Here is a 19131-nt window from a genome sequence, read left to right on the forward strand (position 1 = left end):
GAAATTTTCCCGCCTACCTACTTATGCTTTTTGGAACTATTTATCTTCCTTGCGGTTAGTATCTTGTTTTGTTAATTATTAGTAGACCTCTCCGGAAATATGGTAGAGACGTTCCGCCGGAACGTCTCTACAAGGGTTTCAAACCACGCACATTTAATTACCGGAGATGTCTAGTGTATAAGTATTTTTAATATATATGGTTGTCTACAAGTTATTATACTCTGTACTTTAAATTACTACGCACTGCATAATACTTAGCGATTCCTACGGGGCGCTTCGCTATCGCTCTTCGGAGAAAAACTTTTTGGTTTACTGATATTGAGTTCATTAGTGAGTTTATTCATTTCGTCTTCACGGAATTCTGCTATGAGATTTGTACTTTAGCGTTAAGCATTGTTTTATACTTTTAAAACAATATTTAATGGTGCTATTATGGACGCTGAAACACTGCTGAAGAAATACGCTGCTGGAGAACGGAATTTTAAACAAGCAAATCTGAGTGAAGAAAATCTCAAAAGTGCTGACTTGGGTGAGATAAACCTATACGGTGCAAATTTGAGTGGAGCAGATTTAGAGAAAGCAAATTTAAATCAAGCCAATCTTGCCACTGCAAATCTAACTAAAGCATCTCTCAAAAATGCACAGTTCTATTCAGTGACTGCTTCTTCAGCAACATTTACTTTTGCTGACCTGAATAGTGCTGATTTGAGTTGGTCAACTTTGAATGATACTGAGTTTAACTCTGCAAACTTACAAGAAGCAAATTTGATAGGAGTAAATTTAAGTAATGCAAAATTATTATTTGCAAACCTAGATCAAGCAAACCTCAGTGGTGGAAATCTTACTAATGCTAATCTTGCTGTAGCTTCATTATCCGGAGCAAATTTGAGTAAAACTTTGTTGAATAAAGCCAATTTGGAAGAAGCATACTTAATTGGAGCTAATTTTACTTTGGCAACTTTAAGTGAAGCCAAGTTACAAAAATCCAAAATTCAAGGAGCTAAATTTCATAAAGCAAATCTATCTGAAGTTAATTTGTCAGGTATGAATTTAGCTAATTTAGATTTTACAGAAGCAAGTCTTAGCAGTGCAAATCTTAAAAAAGCTATTCTGCAAGGAGCAAATTTAGAAAGAGCTAAACTGCGATGGGCAAATCTTACTAGAGCAAATCTCGATGGTGCAAACCTGAGAAGAGCAGATTTAACCGGCGCAAATATATATGGTGCAACCTTTAATAATGCTGACCTCACAGGTGCGATAATGCCAGATGGAGAAGTTTTCACAACAGATGTTGATTTAGACTTCATTAAATCAGATGCACCCTTACCAAAAGAGATCGTTATGACTCGTCAAGTTATCCGTACCGATAAAGCACCTGCACCAGTTGGACCCTATAATCAAGCTATTCTTGCTTCTGGACAAATGCTGTTTGTTGCTGGACAAATTGCTATTGATCCCCGTTTAGGTGATGTTGTTTATACCGATGATGTCACCAAGCAAACGGAACAGGTGATGAGAAATATTGAAGCTATCCTGAAAGAAGCCGGCGCTACTTTTAATGATGTGGTTAAAACAGGTGTATTTTTAGCTGATATGAATGATTTTGCCGCTGTCAATGCGGTTTATGCAAAATATTTTTCTGAAGATACAGCCCCTGCGCGTGCTTGTGTTGAGGTGTCGCGTTTACCTAAAAATGTGTTAGTAGAGATTGAGTGTATTGCTGTAATTGGTTAATTATACGGTGGGCAATGCCCACCATAGTTTTATCAAAGTTTTAGTTTTCTGGTTCGATATTGGGCGAAGTTTTACAATACCTGCTGCACGCAGTTGTACAGCTAATCTTTCAGCACGTTGTTTTTCTTGTTCTATATATTCTTTGTAAAGCCGTTTGGCTTCCTTGGTAATCTATGAAAATGGCTTTCTTCTCTTTTGACTCAACGCAAAAAAAGAGTATTGGGGGTTGACAACTAATTTAAAATTTGTTGTGCTGAATTTGATAAGGAAGAACTATGTAAAAATAAATATGTCAACAATGACAAGGTAGGGGTTTAGCAATGCTAAACCCTTGAATTTTGCGTAAGTTAAAAGTTCAGCCTAAAACCCGATCTATTTACTCGCTTGTTCTGTTAACTTGGTCAACACATCATTAGAACGTTCCACAAAGGATTTCATTCCTTCAGCATCAAAGCCTTTTTGAGACATCAACGCTAAATCATAAACGTGCTGACAAATCATTTTTGTTAACTGCGCTGTGGGTGATTCTCCATCACCTTGAATAATGCTACCTTGATTGAGATTAACGAGGTTTTGAATCAAGGGATGGGCAGTATTTACTAACAAAATATGATCTTCGGGAAATTCAGCATTTTGCTGCTGCATCATGGCGTTCATATCCCGCAAACGACGGAGAATTTCTGGTAACAATACCATTGCTGGTGGCGTTCCTTGGGGGTCGTCTGATTTTAAGGCTTCGGTGCGGATATTAACTTTGGGTTTGTTGAGTGATTTTTCAAATAATTCTTTGATAATTTCACTCTTGGTTTTATTGGTTGTGGGGTCAACAATTTCGCCGGATTTATCATCTAATAATGTATTATCAAGGTCAGAATCTACCCGTGTAAATTTAACATCTTGATATTCTCTTTCCAAGAAGTTAATAAAGTGGGTATCAATGAAAGAGTCCATAAATAGGACTTCTAAACCTTGGTTTTTATGTAATGCGATGTATGTGGCTTGACCCGCTTCATCGGTACAGTAAAAAACTTTATTTTCGTGGCGTTCTTTGTTGCGTTCTAGATATTCTTTGATGGTGGTATATGGTGTGCTGCTGGTATTAGATGGGGTGACATCTTGCCAAACATCACTATCTGAAGATTGAACTTCTACTGCGGGTGTTTCTGCGGGTTTGGTTTCTAATTTAGCAGTGCTGCGGAAGATGAGGATGTCTTCGACTTGTTTTTTAAATTTCTCATCGTTGAGAACACCAAATTTAACGAATGTTCCTAAATCTTTCCAAGCATTGATGTATTGTTCGCGGTCGTCGTGGTAAAGTTCTTTGAGTCTATCGCCGACTTTTTTAGCGATATAATCTCCTATTCGTTTTACGGTGCGATCGCCTTGTAAAGCACTGCGAGAAACGTTCAAAGGAATATCTGTACTATCAATTACACCCCGCATTGGTAGTAAAAATTGGGGAATAATTTCATCACAGTTATCACTCACAAAAACCTGATTGCAGAATAACTTAATTTGTCCTTTGGTTACATCTACATCAGGTCGCATTTTCGGAAAATACAAAATCCCGTTAATAATAAACGGATAATCTGTATTCAGATGCACCCATAACAAAGGTTCTTCTTGAAAAGGATAAAGATAGCGGTAAAATTCTAGATAATCTTCTTTGGTTAAATTGCTAGAAGATTCTCTCCAAGCAGCTTTTTGTTGATTCAATACTTCCCCATCTAATTTGATGGGTACGGGCATAAAATCGCAGTAGGTTTTGACTAGATTCTTAATTCTCGCAGCTTCTAAATATTCTTCCTCATCTGGCATTAAAGTGAGGGTAATAGTAGTACCGCGAGTAGTGCGGGAAGACTCATCTAAGGTAAATGCTGGTGAACCATCACAAGTCCAATGAACAGCTTGAGAACCTTCTTTATAGGAGAGAGTATCAATTTCTACTTGTTTTGCCACCATGAAGGAGGAGTAGAAACCTAAACCAAAGTGTCCAATAATTGGCTGGTCTGCTTTCCCTTCATATTTGTGAATAAATTCTTCTGCACTGGAGAAAGCAACTTGGTTAATGTATTTTTTGACTTCCTCTGCTGTCATCCCAATACCGTTATCGGAGATGGAGAGAGTCTTTTTATCTTTATCAATGGCAATTGTAATTTCGTCTTCGCCTGTGTCTCCATTATACTCACCAGCGCGGGAGACCATTTTTAATTTTTGGATGGCATCTACAGCGTTGGATACCAGTTCCCGCAAGAAGATTTGGTGGTCTGAATAGAGAGACTTCTTAATAATTGGGAAAATATTCTCAGTATGTATACTGATAGTGCCTTGTTCTAGCATAGTTAACCGTCTGTTTTACTTGCTTGCTGATAATTCTGAAAATCAATTTTCGTCGATCTATGTCTTTTTTGAGGTAAGGAATACCTCTTAATAATGATTCGGATTACACTACCATCTGTGGGGATTGGGGACTGGGTACTGGGGACTAGGGACTGGGAAGAGAATTTTAGTTGAAAGTTCTAAGTAATTATGATGCAATGGGATATTAGACTGTTTCAATAAAAACATCATGGAACCTACAACTTTAGCGATCGCCATTGCTACCATATTTCTGACCAAAGCCTTAGAAAAATCCGGTGAGACATTTAGTGAGAGTTTAACAAAAAAGGTTGGTGAAGCGATCGCTAAAATCCGCAACCATTCCCCAGAAACAGCCACAGCATTAGCAGCAGGTAATCCAGAAGCATTAAATCTCAATCCAGAAGTCCTTAACCAAATTCCACCCGATCCGATTTTTGCGGAGTTGGTTACTACCGCTGATGTAGAAGAAAATGCCACATTTGCGGACAAGTATCAAGCAGTGAAAGCAGGTGGCACAATTAACATTATTGGTAAACAGATTAACATTTCACAAGCTGGTACAGGCGGCAGTCAAACAAACAACTTCAGTAATTTCTGAATCTATGATGAAAGTACGAGAAGTTATTAACTTGCTTGAATCAGATGGTTGGTATCTGGTAGGAACAGAGGGTAGTCATCGTCAGTTTAAACATCCAACAAAGCTAGGTAAGGTAACGGTATCGAAAAATAAGTGATGATGTCAGAAAAGGAACGTTAGGAAGCATTCTCAGACAAGCAGGACTCAAATAATGGATAAATATCTGATCGTTCTGGAAAAAACCGAAACAGGATTTTCCGCATACTCCCCTGATGTGTGGGGTTGCGTTGCTACAGGTGAGACACTGGAAACAACTTTAGAGAATATGCGTTCAGCCCTAGTTTTCCATCTTCAAGATAGTGAAATTCCTCAACCTCGTGGTATTGATGCTTATTTGGATGCGTTACGGGAATCAGAAGGAGAGGAATTTTATCTCACGCATATTGGTGTGGGTATCTTGAAATAATCTCTGAAGCAGCTATATATGCTGTCATGACTCGTATTATGTTACGTCGTCTTGTTGTCTAAAGATTTACTTTATAAATGGTCTCTGATAGCAATACATAAAAACAAGTTTTCACTGCAATCATAAAATTGTCTGAATCAGGATATCCAGGATGATAGGATTTACAGGATTATAACTGTCAAATTACTTGATAAATTACTCAAATTCTGAATAAGTCATGTTTGAGTTAAATCAATATAGTGCGATTTTGTGATAAATTCTTACTAAACTAATTGTCTGAATCAGGATGTATAGGATTATAAGTGTCAAAATACTTGATAAATTACTCAAATCCTGAATAATTCATGTTTGAGTTAAATCAATATAGTACGATTTTGTGGGAAATTTTCACTCAACTAAGTATGTATAATTTACGTAAAATTCATAGTTAACTTACCAAAAACCATTAGAACTACTAAAACCATAAATCGAAACCTGTTTAGATAGAAAATGGCACAGTGATTCAAGTGAAATCTATAAATCATCCACAATAATCACTCTTGTATCTATCATCCTGTAAATCCTATCATCCTGGACATCCTGATTCAGACAATTATTCTTGAAACATCCGACAACAATACATAAAACCTGTTTAATATCTAATCAGCTTATTTTTTATAAAAAATGTTAATCTAAAAATAACAGGAGGAAAGTATATGACTATAAAAGAGCAATTGATTCATGAAATTGAACAAGCACCAGAAAATATAGTTTCACAATTACTTGATTTTTTACATCTTCTCCAATTTCAACCACAACTATCATCCTCAATCACTGAAACAGATGAAAGCCTTTTGAATTGCATTGACGGCTTCATGGTAATTAAAGCACAAGGTTCTTTACCGGATATTGATTGGGTTTATTTTGTCCGTGAAGAAAGAATCAACGATATTACATCACAATGAAAGCACTATTCGACACAAATATTCTGGTTTCAGCTATGATTGAAGCACATCCAAATCATGCTATCAGTCTTCCTTGGATACAACGAGTTAGAAACAAAAGTATTTCAGGTTATATCTCAACCCATTCTATAGCAGAACTGTATGCAGTCATAACACGATTGCCTTTACCCAAACCTCTCAGCACTCAACAAGTTCATGACATAATCATTAACAATCTTGAATCTTTTCATACTGTTGATTTAGAAAGTGCTGACTATCTACAAGTTTTAAAAAATGTTACGCATCTCAATATTACAGGAGGTGGAATTTATGATGCAATTATTGCTCAAACAGCCATAAAAGCAAATGTAGATATTTTATTGACATTCAACTCTAAACATTTTATAAGACTAGGAAAACATATTGCCCAGTTGGTAAAAGATCCATCTGTATGGAAAGATATTAATTAATAAACAGCTATTAACTTGCAATTTAATATATGTTATCCTGAATTTGATAAGGAAGAACTATCTTCAAATCATCCTGTAAATCCTATAATCCTGGACATCCTGATTCAGACAATTAGATGCTTTGCCAAATTAAGAGGGAGTTTCAAAATTCACATCTTCATAAACATCATTTATAGAACATTGAAAATCTACACTTGCTAAATGTAAATTTTCCTCCTTTCCATAACTATACAATACCCATTGTCCTTCTGAATTACGACGGAAAACATCTACATTGATTTTATTTTGACTGACTAACACATATTCCTGAAGTGAATCTAAATTACGATAGTCAGCAAACTTATCACCTCTATCAAAAGCTTCTGTAGTTGGTGATAAAACTTCGATAATTAAACAGGGATAACGTAAAAAGTTATTAAAGGCTTTATCTCTTGAATCACAACTAACAATTACATCAGGATAATAATAAATATCCATTGTTTCAATATGCGCTTTTGTGTCGGAAACATAAGCTTGACATCCACTTCCACGCAGATGATTTCTTAACATTGAAGCAATATTGAGAGTAATAACTACATGAGTATTACTAGCACCTGCCATTGCATAAACTTGTCCCTGTCTGTATTCATATTTGATAGGGCTTGTTTCTTCTAATTCTAAATATTCTTCAGGGGAAATATAGTTATAACTGGGAGTTGCAATCATAGAAAATCACCTCGGTAAATATATTAGGTAATGCAACATAATCTTGTGGGGTTAATTATCCTATCCAACCCCATAAGCTGTATATACTTACACATCAGAAGATGCTTCTAATAACTTCACAGTCTTTTTCCCCACTGACACTTTTACTGACTGTTTTTTAGCGAAGGTAAGACCATTTTCACCTTTATCAATGATAATTGTGTCACCAGAAATAAAGGTATTTTCTAATAACTTGGTAGCAAGGGGGTTTTCGACTTCCCGCTGAATTGACCTTTTTAGCGGACGTGCGCCATAAACAGGATCATATCCGGCTTCAACAAGGTGGTCACAGGCTGCTTGTGATATCTCAAAGGAGATTTTTTGCTCTTGCAGGAGTTTTTCGACTCTTTTGAGTTGAATACGGATGATATGCCGCATTTCCGAACGGCTGAGGGTGTGGAAAAGTATGAGATCATCGACGCGGTTAAGAAATTCGGGGCGGAAGTGACTTCTTAAACCTTCCATTACTTTATTCCGCATCATATCATACTTGGAGTCATCACCAGATACATCCAAAATATGCTCACTCCCGATGTTGCTAGTCATTACTATGACAGTATTCCGAAAATCCACTGCTCGTCCTTGGGAGTCAGTAACTCTACCGTCATCTAATACCTGAAGCAGAATATTAAACACATCGGGATGGGCTTTTTCTACTTCATCTAAAAGCACAACAGAATAGGGATGACGGCGAATTGCTTCGGAAAGTTGACCGCCTTCTTCATAACCGATGTATCCGGGAGGCGCACCCACTAACCGGGAAACCGAGTGTTTTTCCATGTACTCGGACATATCCAACCGCACTAAAGCATCATCAGAATCAAAGAGAAATTCAGCTAAAGCGCGAGCGAGTTCTGTTTTACCCACGCCAGTTGGTCCCATAAACAAGAATGAACCAATGGGGCGGGAGGGGTCTTTCATCCCTGCACGGGCGCGACGAATAGCCGCAGAGACGGCGGAAACTGCTTCTTCTTGTCCGATCACCCTTTCATGCAAATGGCTTTCTAGTTTCAGTAATTTTTGCCGTTCTGATTCCAAAAGACGATTTACAGGAATTCCAGTCCATTTGGCGACGATTTCCGCAATATCGGCTTCTGTCACTTGTTCTCGCAGCATGGTAGAACCTTGGCTTTGAATTTCTAGGAGTTTCGCTTCTTTAACTTCCCGTTCTCTCTGCACTCCTTCCAATTTGCCATACTTCAATTGAGCAGCTTTATTTAAATCATAATCTCTTTCAGCTTGTTCAATCTGCACCCTAAGCGCATCTTCTTCTTTCTTTAAAGTGCTAATTGCTTCTAATAACTGCTTTTCACCTTGCCATTGCTCATTGAATATTTGCTGTTTGACGGTTAAAGTGGCAATTTCTTCCTGAATCAGTTCTAATCGTTCTCGAGTTGGGGAAATACTATTGTCTTCTCCTGCTAAGGACAGCTTTTCCATTTCTAGCTGCATCAAGCGTCTATCAATGGTTTCTAACTCCGCAGGTTTGGAGGTAATCTCCATTTTTAACTTAGCTGCGGCTTCATCTACTAAGTCAATGGCTTTATCTGGTAAAAAGCGATCTGCAATATAACGCGCTGATAAAGTTGCGGCTGCTACTAAAGCAGAATCGGAAATTTTGACGTTATGATGCACTTCATAACGTTCTTTTAAACCGCGTAAAATCGAGATTGTATTTTCTACGGTTGGTTGGTCTACATATACCTGTTGAAACCGCCGTTCTAAAGCTGCATCTTTTTCAATGAATTTGCGATATTCATCTAATGTGGTTGCACCAATACAACGCAACTCACCCCGTGCTAACATGGGTTTAAGTAAATTACCTGCGTCCATTGATCCTTGTTGATTAGAACCTGCACCAACTACGGTATGCAGTTCATCAATGAATAGAACTATTTGCCCGTTTGATTCCGTAACTTCGCGGAGGACATTTTTTAAACGGTCTTCAAATTCACCACGGTATTTTGCACCAGCAATTAAACTACCGATGTCTAAAGATATCAACTGACGATTCTTCAAAGATTCGGGAACGTCACCGTTAACCATTCTTTGAGCTAAAGCTTCTGCGATCGCAGTTTTACCCACTCCCGGCTCACCAATCAAAACAGGGTTATTTTTGCTACGACGAGATAGAACTTGAATTACTCGGCGAATTTCATCATCTCGGCCAATTACAGGATCTAATTTTCCCGCTTTTGCCCGTTCTGTCAAATCTATCCCAAAACGTTTTAAAGCTTCATAAGGTGCATCTGAAGACTCTGCTTCTCCGACTTTTTGAGTCACTTTTTGGGTAACGCGAACAGTTTTGACAGCGGTTTCTAACTTAGCAATATCAACATTTAAACCTTTAAATATCCGTCTACCAATGCGTTCATCTTCCGCAAAAGCTAAAAGAATATGCCCTTCGGAAATTTCCCCATCTTTGATTCTACCGCGAATTTCCTCGGCTCTATCCAGCAGCAAATCTAAATTACGTCCTAGATACAACTGATCACTTTTAGTTACCTTGGGCTGGCGTTGGGTATAAGCTTGTAGCTGTTCTTGCAAACGGATAGGGTCAATTTCAGCGCGAACGAGAACCCCTGTAGCTACGCTACTTGATTCTTCTAAAAGCGCCAAAATTAAATGTTCAACTTCTAATTGTTGTTGTTGATAAGCACGGACTATATCCTGAGATTTAATAACTGCTTCCCAGGCTGTATCAGTAAATTTATTCGGATCTGTAGGCTGCATCTTTAAGATTTTAGATTTTAGATTTTATAAGATTGACGATTTTAGGTTATAAATTGGTGATTGGGAAAGAATAACACCTAATTTTCTGGAATTTGGTAGATTTAGCAGCACCCACCAATATCGCCCAATGGGATTATAGTTTTGGTGGGGCAAAGCCCACCCTACTCCAAGATAAGATACTTCAGACTAGAATTACTGACTTACCAGTTGTGCTGGGGATTGTTGTGCTTCTGTTGTACCGTGAGTAGCTAATTGAATCAATTCAACTTTATAGCCATCGGGATCTTCGACAAAAGCGATTACTGTTGAACCGTGTTTCATCGGACCTGGTTCCCTGACTACTTTACCACCACGGTTTCTAATTTCCTCACAGGTGGAGTAAATGTCATCTACTCCTAGTGCGATATGACCATAGGCTGTACCCAAATCATACTTTTCTACGCCCCAGTTATGGGTTAATTCTAGCACCGTGTGGTCGCTTTCCTCTCCATAACCAACAAAAGCGAGGGTAAATTCTCCCCCTGGGTAATCTTTACGTCGGAGTAATTTCATTCCCAGGACATCGCAGTAAAATTGCAAGGATTTTTCTAGGTTCCCTACCCGCAACATGGTGTGTAGTAATCGCATATTCACCTTTTGTTTAATTATTCTATTTTATATCTCATCATCATCAGATACTCAACTTAGCTAATAAGTCGTGAATCTTATTGATACTTCTTCAGTTAGCTTAACAACCGTTTCTGATATAATTGATTTCAATTTAGATAGAGTCAATAATTATGCTTTCATCTCCCTTAATGTTGCAAATGCCATCATCAATGACAGATGAACATTTTTTTGAGTTTTGTCAATTAAATCGTGATTTACGCATTGAGAGAAATCAATTTGGAGAAATATCAATTATGCCTCCTGTCGATTCGGAAACAGGAAATCGAGAATTTCACATTATTGGACAGCTAGGAGTTTGGGCAGAAAAAGATGATACGGGAATTGGTTTTTCTTCCAGTGCAGGTTTTCAACTTTCTACTGGTGCAGTACGTTCTCCTGATGCTGCTTGGATGAAGTTAGAAAGATGGAATCAACTCACACCGGAAAAACAAAAAAAGTTCGCTCCTATTTGTCCTGATTTTGTCATTGAATTAAGGTCAGCTTCTGATAAATTGCAACCTTTAAAAGATAAGATGAATGAATATATGCAATAACCAGGAATACAGTTAGGTTTATTAATTTATCGTAAAAATCGGCAAGTTTATATTTATCGTCCTGGACAAATAGAGGAATGTTTAGAAAATCCGGATACTGTGAATTGTGAACCTGTTTTACCGGGGTTTGTTTTGAATATGGGGAAAATTTGGTAGGTATGATTTTAGCCTAAATATTCGATAAAATGAATATAAACACCGAGGAGCAACTATGAGTAAAACATCAATTAAAAATCTATACGAACAAGATTTTTCTCTTTAGCCAAATAGAAATTGAATTTACTGTGTTTCTAGCTAATCATAACTAATTGAATATTTACCTGTAGCGATCGCTCTTTAGACAAGTTAACTTCACAAGCGCAATACATATCCTTTGGCTCCTGTAAGGGATACGGTAAGCTAACGCATTTCTCATGCACTGAAAATACCAAATAACAAATATCCTTACTTCCTATCTGTTCATGCTGCTAATGCAGCTTTATTACTATAATTTATCTTATTTGTCAAGTCACTAACTTCTAACCTTCAAATAACAGCATCAAATTTTGTCAAAGTTGTCTCAGGAATTCTTGATAATTTGATTGCTTTTTGCAATATTCTCAGTTCTGCGATTTATGAAATACTTATAAATAAAGGCTTTCAAGCTGCTGTTTTAAACTACTTCTTAAAAATAGACACAATAAGGGAATTTACAAATTCTCCTAAATCATAGCAGAACGCTGAAAGTATTGCAATATCGTTAATAAATAAAAATAATTCTCAATTAATTATTAAGAAAATATAAAGGAAGAAATCTGTAACTTATAAATTTGTAATTAATTATAAATTTTTTAATAATTAAAACTTATTTATTTACTGATGGAGAGTGTTAGGTGTTCATTTCCTTAGTAAGATGCGTTAATTTAGATTGAGGCAGATATAAGATATTCTTAGGCTCTTCATTTTTTACCTGAATCAGGATATCCAGGATTTAAGGATTTTCAGGATTTAAATTTTTTCAGGATTTTCAACTGTGCATTTAGGTTGTTAAATTGCGCGGTAAAACCGTCTTTACAAATTACCAATAAACAATCCTGTAAATCCTTGAATCTTGCAAATCCTGATTCCGATAAAATCAATAAAATCGTTAAAAACAATCCTATAAATCCTTAAATCCTGTAAATCCTGATTCACAAATTAATTATCATGCGGATAGGCATCTCTCCTTGATCTGTGTTTTGTTTCTTACCCACTAACCCCTAGTCCCACCCTTCGCGATTGGAAATCTTCTTTAATGTCAGGCGATTTTGCCTCGGAAACGCCTATGCTAACGATTGGGTTAGGACTAAACTGTAAAGTCTTATCCCTAAAACACGATAGAAACAAAGGAGAAAGCCGGAATGACGAAATATCTAGATACCGCCATTGAAGCAATTGTAGCCCGCGAAATCCTAGACTCACGGGGAAGACCCACACTAGAAGCCGAAGTACATTTAGCTGGTGGTGCGGTTGGACTAGCGCAAGTTCCCAGCGGTGCTTCTACAGGTACATTTGAAGCCCACGAACTGCGGGATGGCGATAAAAGCCGTTATGGTGGTAAAGGGGTACTCACGGCGGTAAAAAATGCTAATGAGATATTAGCACCCAAATTGTTAGGGTTGGATGTCCTCAACCAAGAATTGTTAGACCGGACAATGATTGCTACAGATGGTTCACCTAACAAATCTAATTTAGGCGCAAATGCAATTTTAGGTATTTCCTTAGCAGCGGCTAAAGCAGGTGCATCAGCTTTGGATATTCCTTTGTATCGCTACTTGGGCGGACCTTTGGCGAATTTACTCCCTGTACCCTTGATGAATGTGATCAACGGTGGAGCGCACGCAGCTAATAACGTTGATTTTCAAGAGTTTATGATTGTACCCATCGGTGCGCCTTCTTTCAAAGAAGCTTTGCGCTGGGGTGCAGAAGTATTTGCGACTCTCAGCAAAGTGTTAGATGATAAAGGTTTGCTAACAGGTGTGGGTGATGAAGGTGGTTTTGCACCTAACCTAGAATCTAACCAAGTGGCGTTAGAATTGCTGGTAGCTGCTATTAAACAAGCTGGTTACAAGCCTGGTGAACAGGTGGCTTTGGCTTTAGATGTAGCAGCCAGTGAATTTTACAAAAATGGGCAATATGTCTATGATGGTAAACCCCATAGCCCAGTTGAATTTATTGATTATTTAGGTCAATTGGTTGACCAATATCCCATTGTTTCCATTGAAGATGGTTTACATGAGGAAGATTGGCAAAGTTGGCAATTACTAACTCAGAAAGTCGGTTCTAAGGTGCAGTTGGTAGGCGATGATTTATTTGTAACTAACGCCACCCGCTTACAAAAAGGCATTGAACAAAAAGCCGCTAACTCGATTTTGATTAAGTTGAATCAAATCGGTTCACTAACTGAAACTTTGGAAACCATTGATTTAGCAACTCGCAACGGTTTCCGTTCAGTAATTAGCCATCGTTCTGGTGAAACTGAAGATACAACCATTGCTGATTTGGCTGTGGCTACTCGCGCAGGTCAAATTAAAACCGGTTCTCTGTGTCGTAGTGAACGGGTAGCAAAATACAATCGCTTACTCCGCATTGAGCATGAATTGGGCGATCGCGCTGTTTATGCTGGTACTGTCGGTTTAGGACCAAAGTAGGTGATTGGGGACTGGGGACTGGGAAGAAAGCAGGGGAAGAATATTAACTTTTGCCTCTTGCCTTTTGCCTTCTGTTCCCTGTTCCCTGTTCCCTGTTCCCTTCTTATGGATAAAATCCGACTTTGGGCAATCCCAAGGTTTCATCCCAGTCCATCATGATGTTCATACATTGAATCGCTTGTCCTGCTTGACCTTTAATCAGGTTGTCAATGGCTGACATGACGATGACGCGGCGTGTGCGAGGGTCAACTTCTATCCCGATATAGCAAACATTACTACCGCACGCCCATTTGGTTTGGGGGTAAGTGCCACTATTACAGATTTTTACCCAAGGGGAATTACGGTAAAATGCTGTGTAAATTGTAATTAAATCATCACGCACTAAACCAGGATCTCTGAGGTTGGCGTAAACGGTTGCTAAAATCCCCCGTACCATTGGGATCAGATGGGGCGTAAATTGAACCGTAACTTCGTGTCCTGCCAAATCGCTGCAAATTTGCTCGATTTCTGGGGTGTGGCGGTGACGGGCGACGTTATAAGCACCCAGAGAGTTATCTGCTTCGGCTAACAACAGGTTGATTTTTCCTTGTCTACCACCGCCAGATGTGCCAGATTTAGCGTCAATGATGGCGGTTTCTGGGACAATTAAGCCTTGTTTGAGAAGTGGGGAAAGTGCAAGTAAGCTGGCTGTGGGATAACAACCAGGACAACCAATCAAATTTGATTCGGCAATGCGATCGCGGTACAATTCTGGTAAGCCATAAACCGCTGTTTCCGCAATGGTGTCATCGCTTCTTTTCGTCCCATACCAAGTTGTATAAGTTTTCAAGTCACTGAATCTATAATCTGCGCTCAAATCCAGTATCTTACAGCCTTTTTTTATCAGTTGAGGCGCAATGTCACAAGCTAAACCGTTGGGAAGAGAAAGAAATACTACTTCACATCGATTAGCAATGATTTCTGGATCTACCGCTTCAATTTTGAGGTTAACTATATTACCCAGATGGGGATAGAGATCAGCAAATGTTTTTCCGGCGCTGCTTTCACCACCTAAATAAACCAGTTCAACTTCTGGATGATCCATCAGGAGTCTGACTAGTTGTACTCCGCCATAACCTGACGCGCCAACAATGCCAACTGGTACGCGTCTTAAATTACCCATGACATGAAATCCTTATCCGCTTTTGTTAATTTGTTCTTAGCTATCATCAATCAAGCTATTAGCCAACTGATGACAACTTAATTATTATTGAACTTTCGCTGCATTGTATAGCAAAGATTCTCTTTTAGCGTACATATCAATTTATATCGGGGAAATATCTTTACCAGAAAATCACACTCATAGTGTGTGGAAAACCAACCTCAGTAAAGATTATGTTTTTTATGTGACAGAAAATTATCAACTCCAAAAATTTGGTAAAAATGTTCGCTTACTCATAAAAGCAATGATATCCTACCAATTCTATAGCGATCATCAGTGGGTTACGAACCAAAATATCCCGGACTTCTTTCAGAAGTTGGGGATCTGAGCCTTTAGGTGTTTGCAAATCGAATAGGATTGTTATATGTAAGGCTGCACAGCACAAAATAATGAAATCTATAACCTTATCAGTATTTATGTGTGTTTATCTGCCGTCAATTTTGCCAGGGTAATTAGCACAATGTGAAATTTTGGAATCTTTGTCAGACAAGAGTTTTAAAAAGCTGACTGCTGAACGGGCTACAATTTACAATAAGAAATTGTTAAAAAAATTTACGTTGGTAGCTGGAAATTTTCTGTGTCACAGCCTAATAATAGCCAAGCCTTTGAATTTGACTCTATTGATGCCGCTTTGGCAGACCTCAAAGCGGGTCGTGTCATCGTGGTGGTAGACGACGAAAATCGAGAAAATGAAGGGGATTTAATTTGTGCAGCCCAATTTGCCACCCCTGATATGATCAATTTTATGGCGGTGGAAGCCAGAGGGCTGATTTGTCTAGCTATGACGGGCGATCGCCTGGATGAACTGGACTTACCATTAATGGTGAGTAACATTACAGATACTAACCAAACCGCTTTTACTGTCAGTATTGACGCTGGACCGCACTTGGGTGTAAGCACAGGTATCTCCGCAGAAGACCGCGCTCGTACTATTCAGGTGACACTCAACCCAGCCACAAAACCTGAAGATTTACGCCGTCCTGGTCATATTTTCCCGATTCGAGCTAAAGCTGGAGGTGTACTCAAGCGGGCAGGACACACAGAAGCGGCAGTTGATTTAGCGCGACTAGCAGGATTATACCCCGCTGGGGTAATTTGTGAAATTCAAAATCCTGATGGTTCAATGGCACGATTGCAGCAGCTGGTCAAATATGCCGAAACCCATAAACTAAAAATTATTAGCATTGCCGATCTGATCAGTTATCGTCTCCAAAATGATCGCTTAGTGTATCGAGAAATCGTTACCAAGCTACCCAGTCAATTTGGCCAATTTGATATTTACGGTTACCGCCACACTTTAGATAATACTGAACACGTAGCTATTGTTAAGGGCGATCCCGCAAATTTCCAAGATGAACCTGTGATGGTGCGGATGCACTCGGAATGTTTAACGGGTGATGCTTTGGGGTCTTTGCGCTGTGATTGTCGGATGCAGTTGAAAGCTGCATTGAAAATGATTGAAAATGCTGGTCAAGGTGTCGTTGTTTACCTGCGCCAAGAAGGACGGGGCATAGGTTTGATTAACAAGCTCAAAGCCTACTCGTTGCAGGATATGGGACTTGATACAGTAGAAGCTAATGAACGTTTGGGCTTTCCTGCTGATTTGCGAGACTATGGGATGGGGGCGCAAATTCTCATGGATTTGGGTGTTAAAAAAATTCGCCTGATTACCAATAATCCCCGCAAAATTGCTGGTGTCAAAGGCTATGGTTTGGAAGTTGTAGATCGTCTACCTTTGTTGATCGAGGCTAATGATTACAACTCTTATTATCTCGCTACGAAAGCTAAGAAGTTGGGACATATGCTGTTACAAACTTATCTGGTGACAGTAGCATTGCACTGGGAAGATGAACCGGAATTGGTGACAACGCGTTATGAACGTTTAGAAAAATTGCGCCATTTAGCAAAAAATAATCATTTACTGTTACAGGAAGAAGCACGACCTTTAGGAATTGCTTTATTTGATCAGCCATCATTAACTGTTCATTTGGGATTTGATCAGCCAAATATTGCTGATGCTGATTGGTATCAACAGAAAGGTCATCCTTACCTACAAGCAATTTGCCAAATTTTGGATAATTTACTAGATTTGCCTTATGTACATAAGTTGGAATTTCTAGTTTCTGCTGGTAGTGATCCGTTGAGTAATTTACAAGTGCAGTTGGATAGACAAGTTTTTAATGCTGATGTACTACCTTCATCCTTGAGCGATCGCTTGGAGACACAACAGATTTATAGTTTTAGTAAGTAGGATTTCCTGAATTTCTACACATTGATAAAGCTCTAGTTTTACAGCTAGAGCTATTTGTTTATAAGAAATTAGGCTGAAAACCCTGGAATTCTTACCTAAAAACCCAAAAAGTTTTGGTTCTTCAGTACCTAATATGCAAAATCAAGTCAAAAAAAACTCGTAAAGCTGAATATACATAAGAAATAAGCTATAATTTTGAACATTATTACAAAATATTGCCTATTTACCCTGTTCCCCGTTCCCTGTTCCCTGTTCCCTGTTCCCTTCCCTCACCGATAAGTTCTCAACTCAAATAGGATCGCTATAGATTGAATCACATTATCTGCACTTCATCGGAAGTTTTGCCTAAAACAATTTAAATGAATTGTTTATTCTTTAATTTTTCGCATTTCTAAAAGTTTTCAACTTCCGAAAACTATGCAATTTATTAAAAAACCTATCAAACTCAAAACTTAACGGATCAACTTTTCCAGCAGCCACATCTACAGCACGATGAGTAGTGATTCTCTCATCAGGAACTTGACTTTGAGCAATTAACCAAGCTAAAGAATTATATTGATCTTCTGTGTAACCACTATGTTCCTTGATATCACTTTTACCCCAAGCATCGGGAGGAGTTTCTAAAGAAACATGATAGGCAAAATTATTAACAGATGGCGGTAAATTAGGATTAGTCTGCACAGTTTCCACACCATTAGCACCATTAAACACCGAGTTAGCAGCACCAAAAGCCCTTTTATCTGGTGGTACTAAATAAATCACCGTGCCATCGAGTGTAATTAAAGTATGATAGCTTGCTTGTACATTCTCATCAGCATTATTAGTTTTGAAAAAATTAACTGCACTAGAAGCAGAATTAGTAGTTTCATGAAGGACTATAATCGGTTTATTATTTAAAACTATCCCATTAACATCTTTGCTATATCTTTCACCATAGTTAGTAGGGTTGATAGTTGCCGATGCTAAACTAGGTTTATACTGAGCAAAAGCAGCAGTAGTAGAGTATCTAGTAATAATTTGATTTGTTCGTATAGTAGACTTAGGGAACTTAGGTATTGTCAGGAATTTAGATAATTTAGGTGAATTTGGCGGCTGTTCCTCTGCATTCGGCTCTGACTGCAATAAAGGCTGTGGATATTGACTCCAAACTGTACCATCTGGGTTTGATGTGTTGATATTACCTGGTGATTTTCTTGCACTACTAATAAAAAGGGCTACAATCAGAGCCGCAATCATGAGAAAAATTAACATTACTCTAGTCGCCCATTCTCTAAATCTCATATCTTTAAATATAGATAGATGTTTAATAAACTAAATTTAACTTTTACTTATTCAGCCAATAATCTGGTATCCAAAAATTATTGATATTCATCAAAATTGCCCCTGGTATAAAATTCTCATTGTCATCTTCAAAGGAAGCTGTCGGGAAAGTTAAACCAAAAATTTCATCACTGCACATTACCTGAGCAAGTATTTGCTCAAAATTCCATTCTAATTCCTGGATATTAATACATGGGATACCACACTCATTCTCATCATCATATTCTTCATCTAGCTGAAATTGCCCATATTTGATATCATACCTCAACCACTCTAGGCGTTCAAATTCATCAGCAGGGATAATAGCAGCCACTTCTTGCTCCCCTTTTTCCAAGACGATGCGCTGTTTCTCCAACAGCACATCACTGATGATGAGCAATAATTTACTCTTGACTACCTCTGTTTGGATGCGGATAAAACCTTCTGCTTTACTGCTTAACATATTGTTTTCTGGAAAACCTGTCTAAACTATCAAAATCT

Annotated in this window: 14 protein-coding genes and 2 pseudogenes; 9 read left to right on the forward strand and 7 right to left on the reverse strand. The window is 38.2% G+C overall.

Translation table 11 applies throughout. The annotated features are described in order from the left end of the window. Positions 1-432 precede the first annotated feature (432 nt). Positions 433-1734 carry a Rid family detoxifying hydrolase gene (locus tag H6G06_RS15165; RefSeq protein WP_190561534.1) on the forward strand — a complete coding sequence of 434 codons (1302 nt, stop codon included), beginning with the start codon at positions 433-435 and terminating at the stop codon, positions 1732-1734. 372 nt (positions 1735-2106) lie between these two features. On the opposite strand, the gene htpG is transcribed toward H6G06_RS15165, so the two are convergent. Continuing rightward, positions 2107-4074: a molecular chaperone HtpG gene (gene htpG, locus H6G06_RS15170; RefSeq protein ID WP_190561536.1), complete on the reverse strand. Its 1968-nt coding sequence runs from the start codon at positions 4072-4074 to the stop codon at positions 2107-2109. A gap of 229 nt (positions 4075-4303) precedes the next feature. Here htpG and H6G06_RS15175 point away from each other — a divergent pair, with 229 nt between their 5' ends. From H6G06_RS15175 to H6G06_RS15195, 5 genes and pseudogenes are all read left to right on the forward strand, one after another. Then, positions 4304-4693, forward strand: a complete 390-nt coding sequence (locus tag H6G06_RS15175) for a hypothetical protein (RefSeq protein WP_190561538.1) — start codon at positions 4304-4306, stop codon at positions 4691-4693. A gap of 4 nt (positions 4694-4697) precedes the next feature. Further along, the gene (locus tag H6G06_RS15180; RefSeq protein WP_338422943.1) at positions 4698-4829 is read left to right on the forward strand and encodes a type II toxin-antitoxin system HicA family toxin; all 132 of its coding nucleotides are present in this window, start codon (positions 4698-4700) and stop codon (positions 4827-4829) included. A gap of 54 nt (positions 4830-4883) precedes the next feature. Further along, positions 4884-5012: pseudogene (locus H6G06_RS28135) on the forward strand (type II toxin-antitoxin system HicB family antitoxin); the annotation flags it as partial. An 821-nt stretch (positions 5013-5833) separates the two neighbouring features. Then, entirely contained in the window at positions 5834-6082 is a 249-nt protein-coding gene (locus H6G06_RS15190) for a hypothetical protein (RefSeq protein WP_190561540.1), read from the forward strand. Beyond that, on the forward strand, positions 6079-6531 hold the full coding sequence (locus H6G06_RS15195) for a type II toxin-antitoxin system VapC family toxin (protein ID WP_190561542.1): 453 nt from the start codon (positions 6079-6081) through the stop codon (positions 6529-6531). Before H6G06_RS15190 ends, H6G06_RS15195 begins: the two co-directional genes overlap by 4 nt. Positions 6532-6660: 129 nt before the next feature. Here H6G06_RS15195 and H6G06_RS15200 read toward each other — a convergent pair whose 3' ends face one another. The 3 genes from H6G06_RS15200 to gloA form a co-directional block, all read right to left on the reverse strand. Then, complete coding sequence (locus tag H6G06_RS15200) at positions 6661-7236, reverse strand: Uma2 family endonuclease (protein WP_190561545.1); 576 nt, start codon at positions 7234-7236, stop codon at positions 6661-6663. A gap of 87 nt (positions 7237-7323) precedes the next feature. Further along, a complete protein-coding gene (clpB, locus tag H6G06_RS15205) occupies positions 7324-10008 on the reverse strand; it encodes an ATP-dependent chaperone ClpB (protein WP_190561547.1) in 2685 nt (894 codons plus the stop codon). A gap of 192 nt (positions 10009-10200) precedes the next feature. Next, positions 10201-10635: a lactoylglutathione lyase gene (gene gloA, locus H6G06_RS15210; RefSeq protein WP_190561549.1), complete on the reverse strand. Its 435-nt coding sequence runs from the start codon at positions 10633-10635 to the stop codon at positions 10201-10203. Positions 10636-10787: 152 nt separating this feature from the next. Here gloA and H6G06_RS15215 point away from each other — a divergent pair. Further along, positions 10788-11366 (forward strand): annotated as a pseudogene (locus H6G06_RS15215) (Uma2 family endonuclease). A 1223-nt stretch (positions 11367-12589) separates the two neighbouring features. Beyond that, positions 12590-13879 (forward strand): phosphopyruvate hydratase, encoded by a 1290-nt coding sequence (gene eno, locus H6G06_RS15220; RefSeq protein ID WP_190561550.1) that lies wholly within the window; start codon positions 12590-12592, stop codon positions 13877-13879. 103 nt (positions 13880-13982) lie between these two features. On the opposite strand, the gene argC is transcribed toward eno, so the two are convergent. Further along, positions 13983-15041, reverse strand: a complete 1059-nt coding sequence (gene argC / locus H6G06_RS15225) for an N-acetyl-gamma-glutamyl-phosphate reductase (RefSeq protein WP_190561552.1) — start codon at positions 15039-15041, stop codon at positions 13983-13985. Between the two features lie 616 nt (positions 15042-15657). Here argC and ribBA point away from each other — a divergent pair. Next, positions 15658-17331: a bifunctional 3,4-dihydroxy-2-butanone-4-phosphate synthase/GTP cyclohydrolase II gene (gene ribBA, locus H6G06_RS15230; RefSeq protein WP_190561554.1), complete on the forward strand. Its 1674-nt coding sequence runs from the start codon at positions 15658-15660 to the stop codon at positions 17329-17331. Between the two features lie 375 nt (positions 17332-17706). Here the strand turns inward: ribBA and H6G06_RS15235 are convergent, their stop codons facing one another. Then, complete coding sequence (locus tag H6G06_RS15235) at positions 17707-18612, reverse strand: peptidoglycan recognition protein family protein (RefSeq protein WP_190561556.1); 906 nt, start codon at positions 18610-18612, stop codon at positions 17707-17709. A 43-nt stretch (positions 18613-18655) separates the two neighbouring features. Continuing rightward, positions 18656-19093 carry a type II toxin-antitoxin system Phd/YefM family antitoxin gene (locus H6G06_RS15240; RefSeq protein ID WP_190561558.1) on the reverse strand — a complete coding sequence of 146 codons (438 nt, stop codon included), beginning with the start codon at positions 19091-19093 and terminating at the stop codon, positions 18656-18658. Positions 19094-19131 lie beyond the last annotated feature (38 nt).

The sequence above is a fragment of the Anabaena sphaerica FACHB-251 genome, from assembly GCF_014696825.1.
Classification (GTDB): domain Bacteria; phylum Cyanobacteriota; class Cyanobacteriia; order Cyanobacteriales; family Nostocaceae; genus RDYJ01.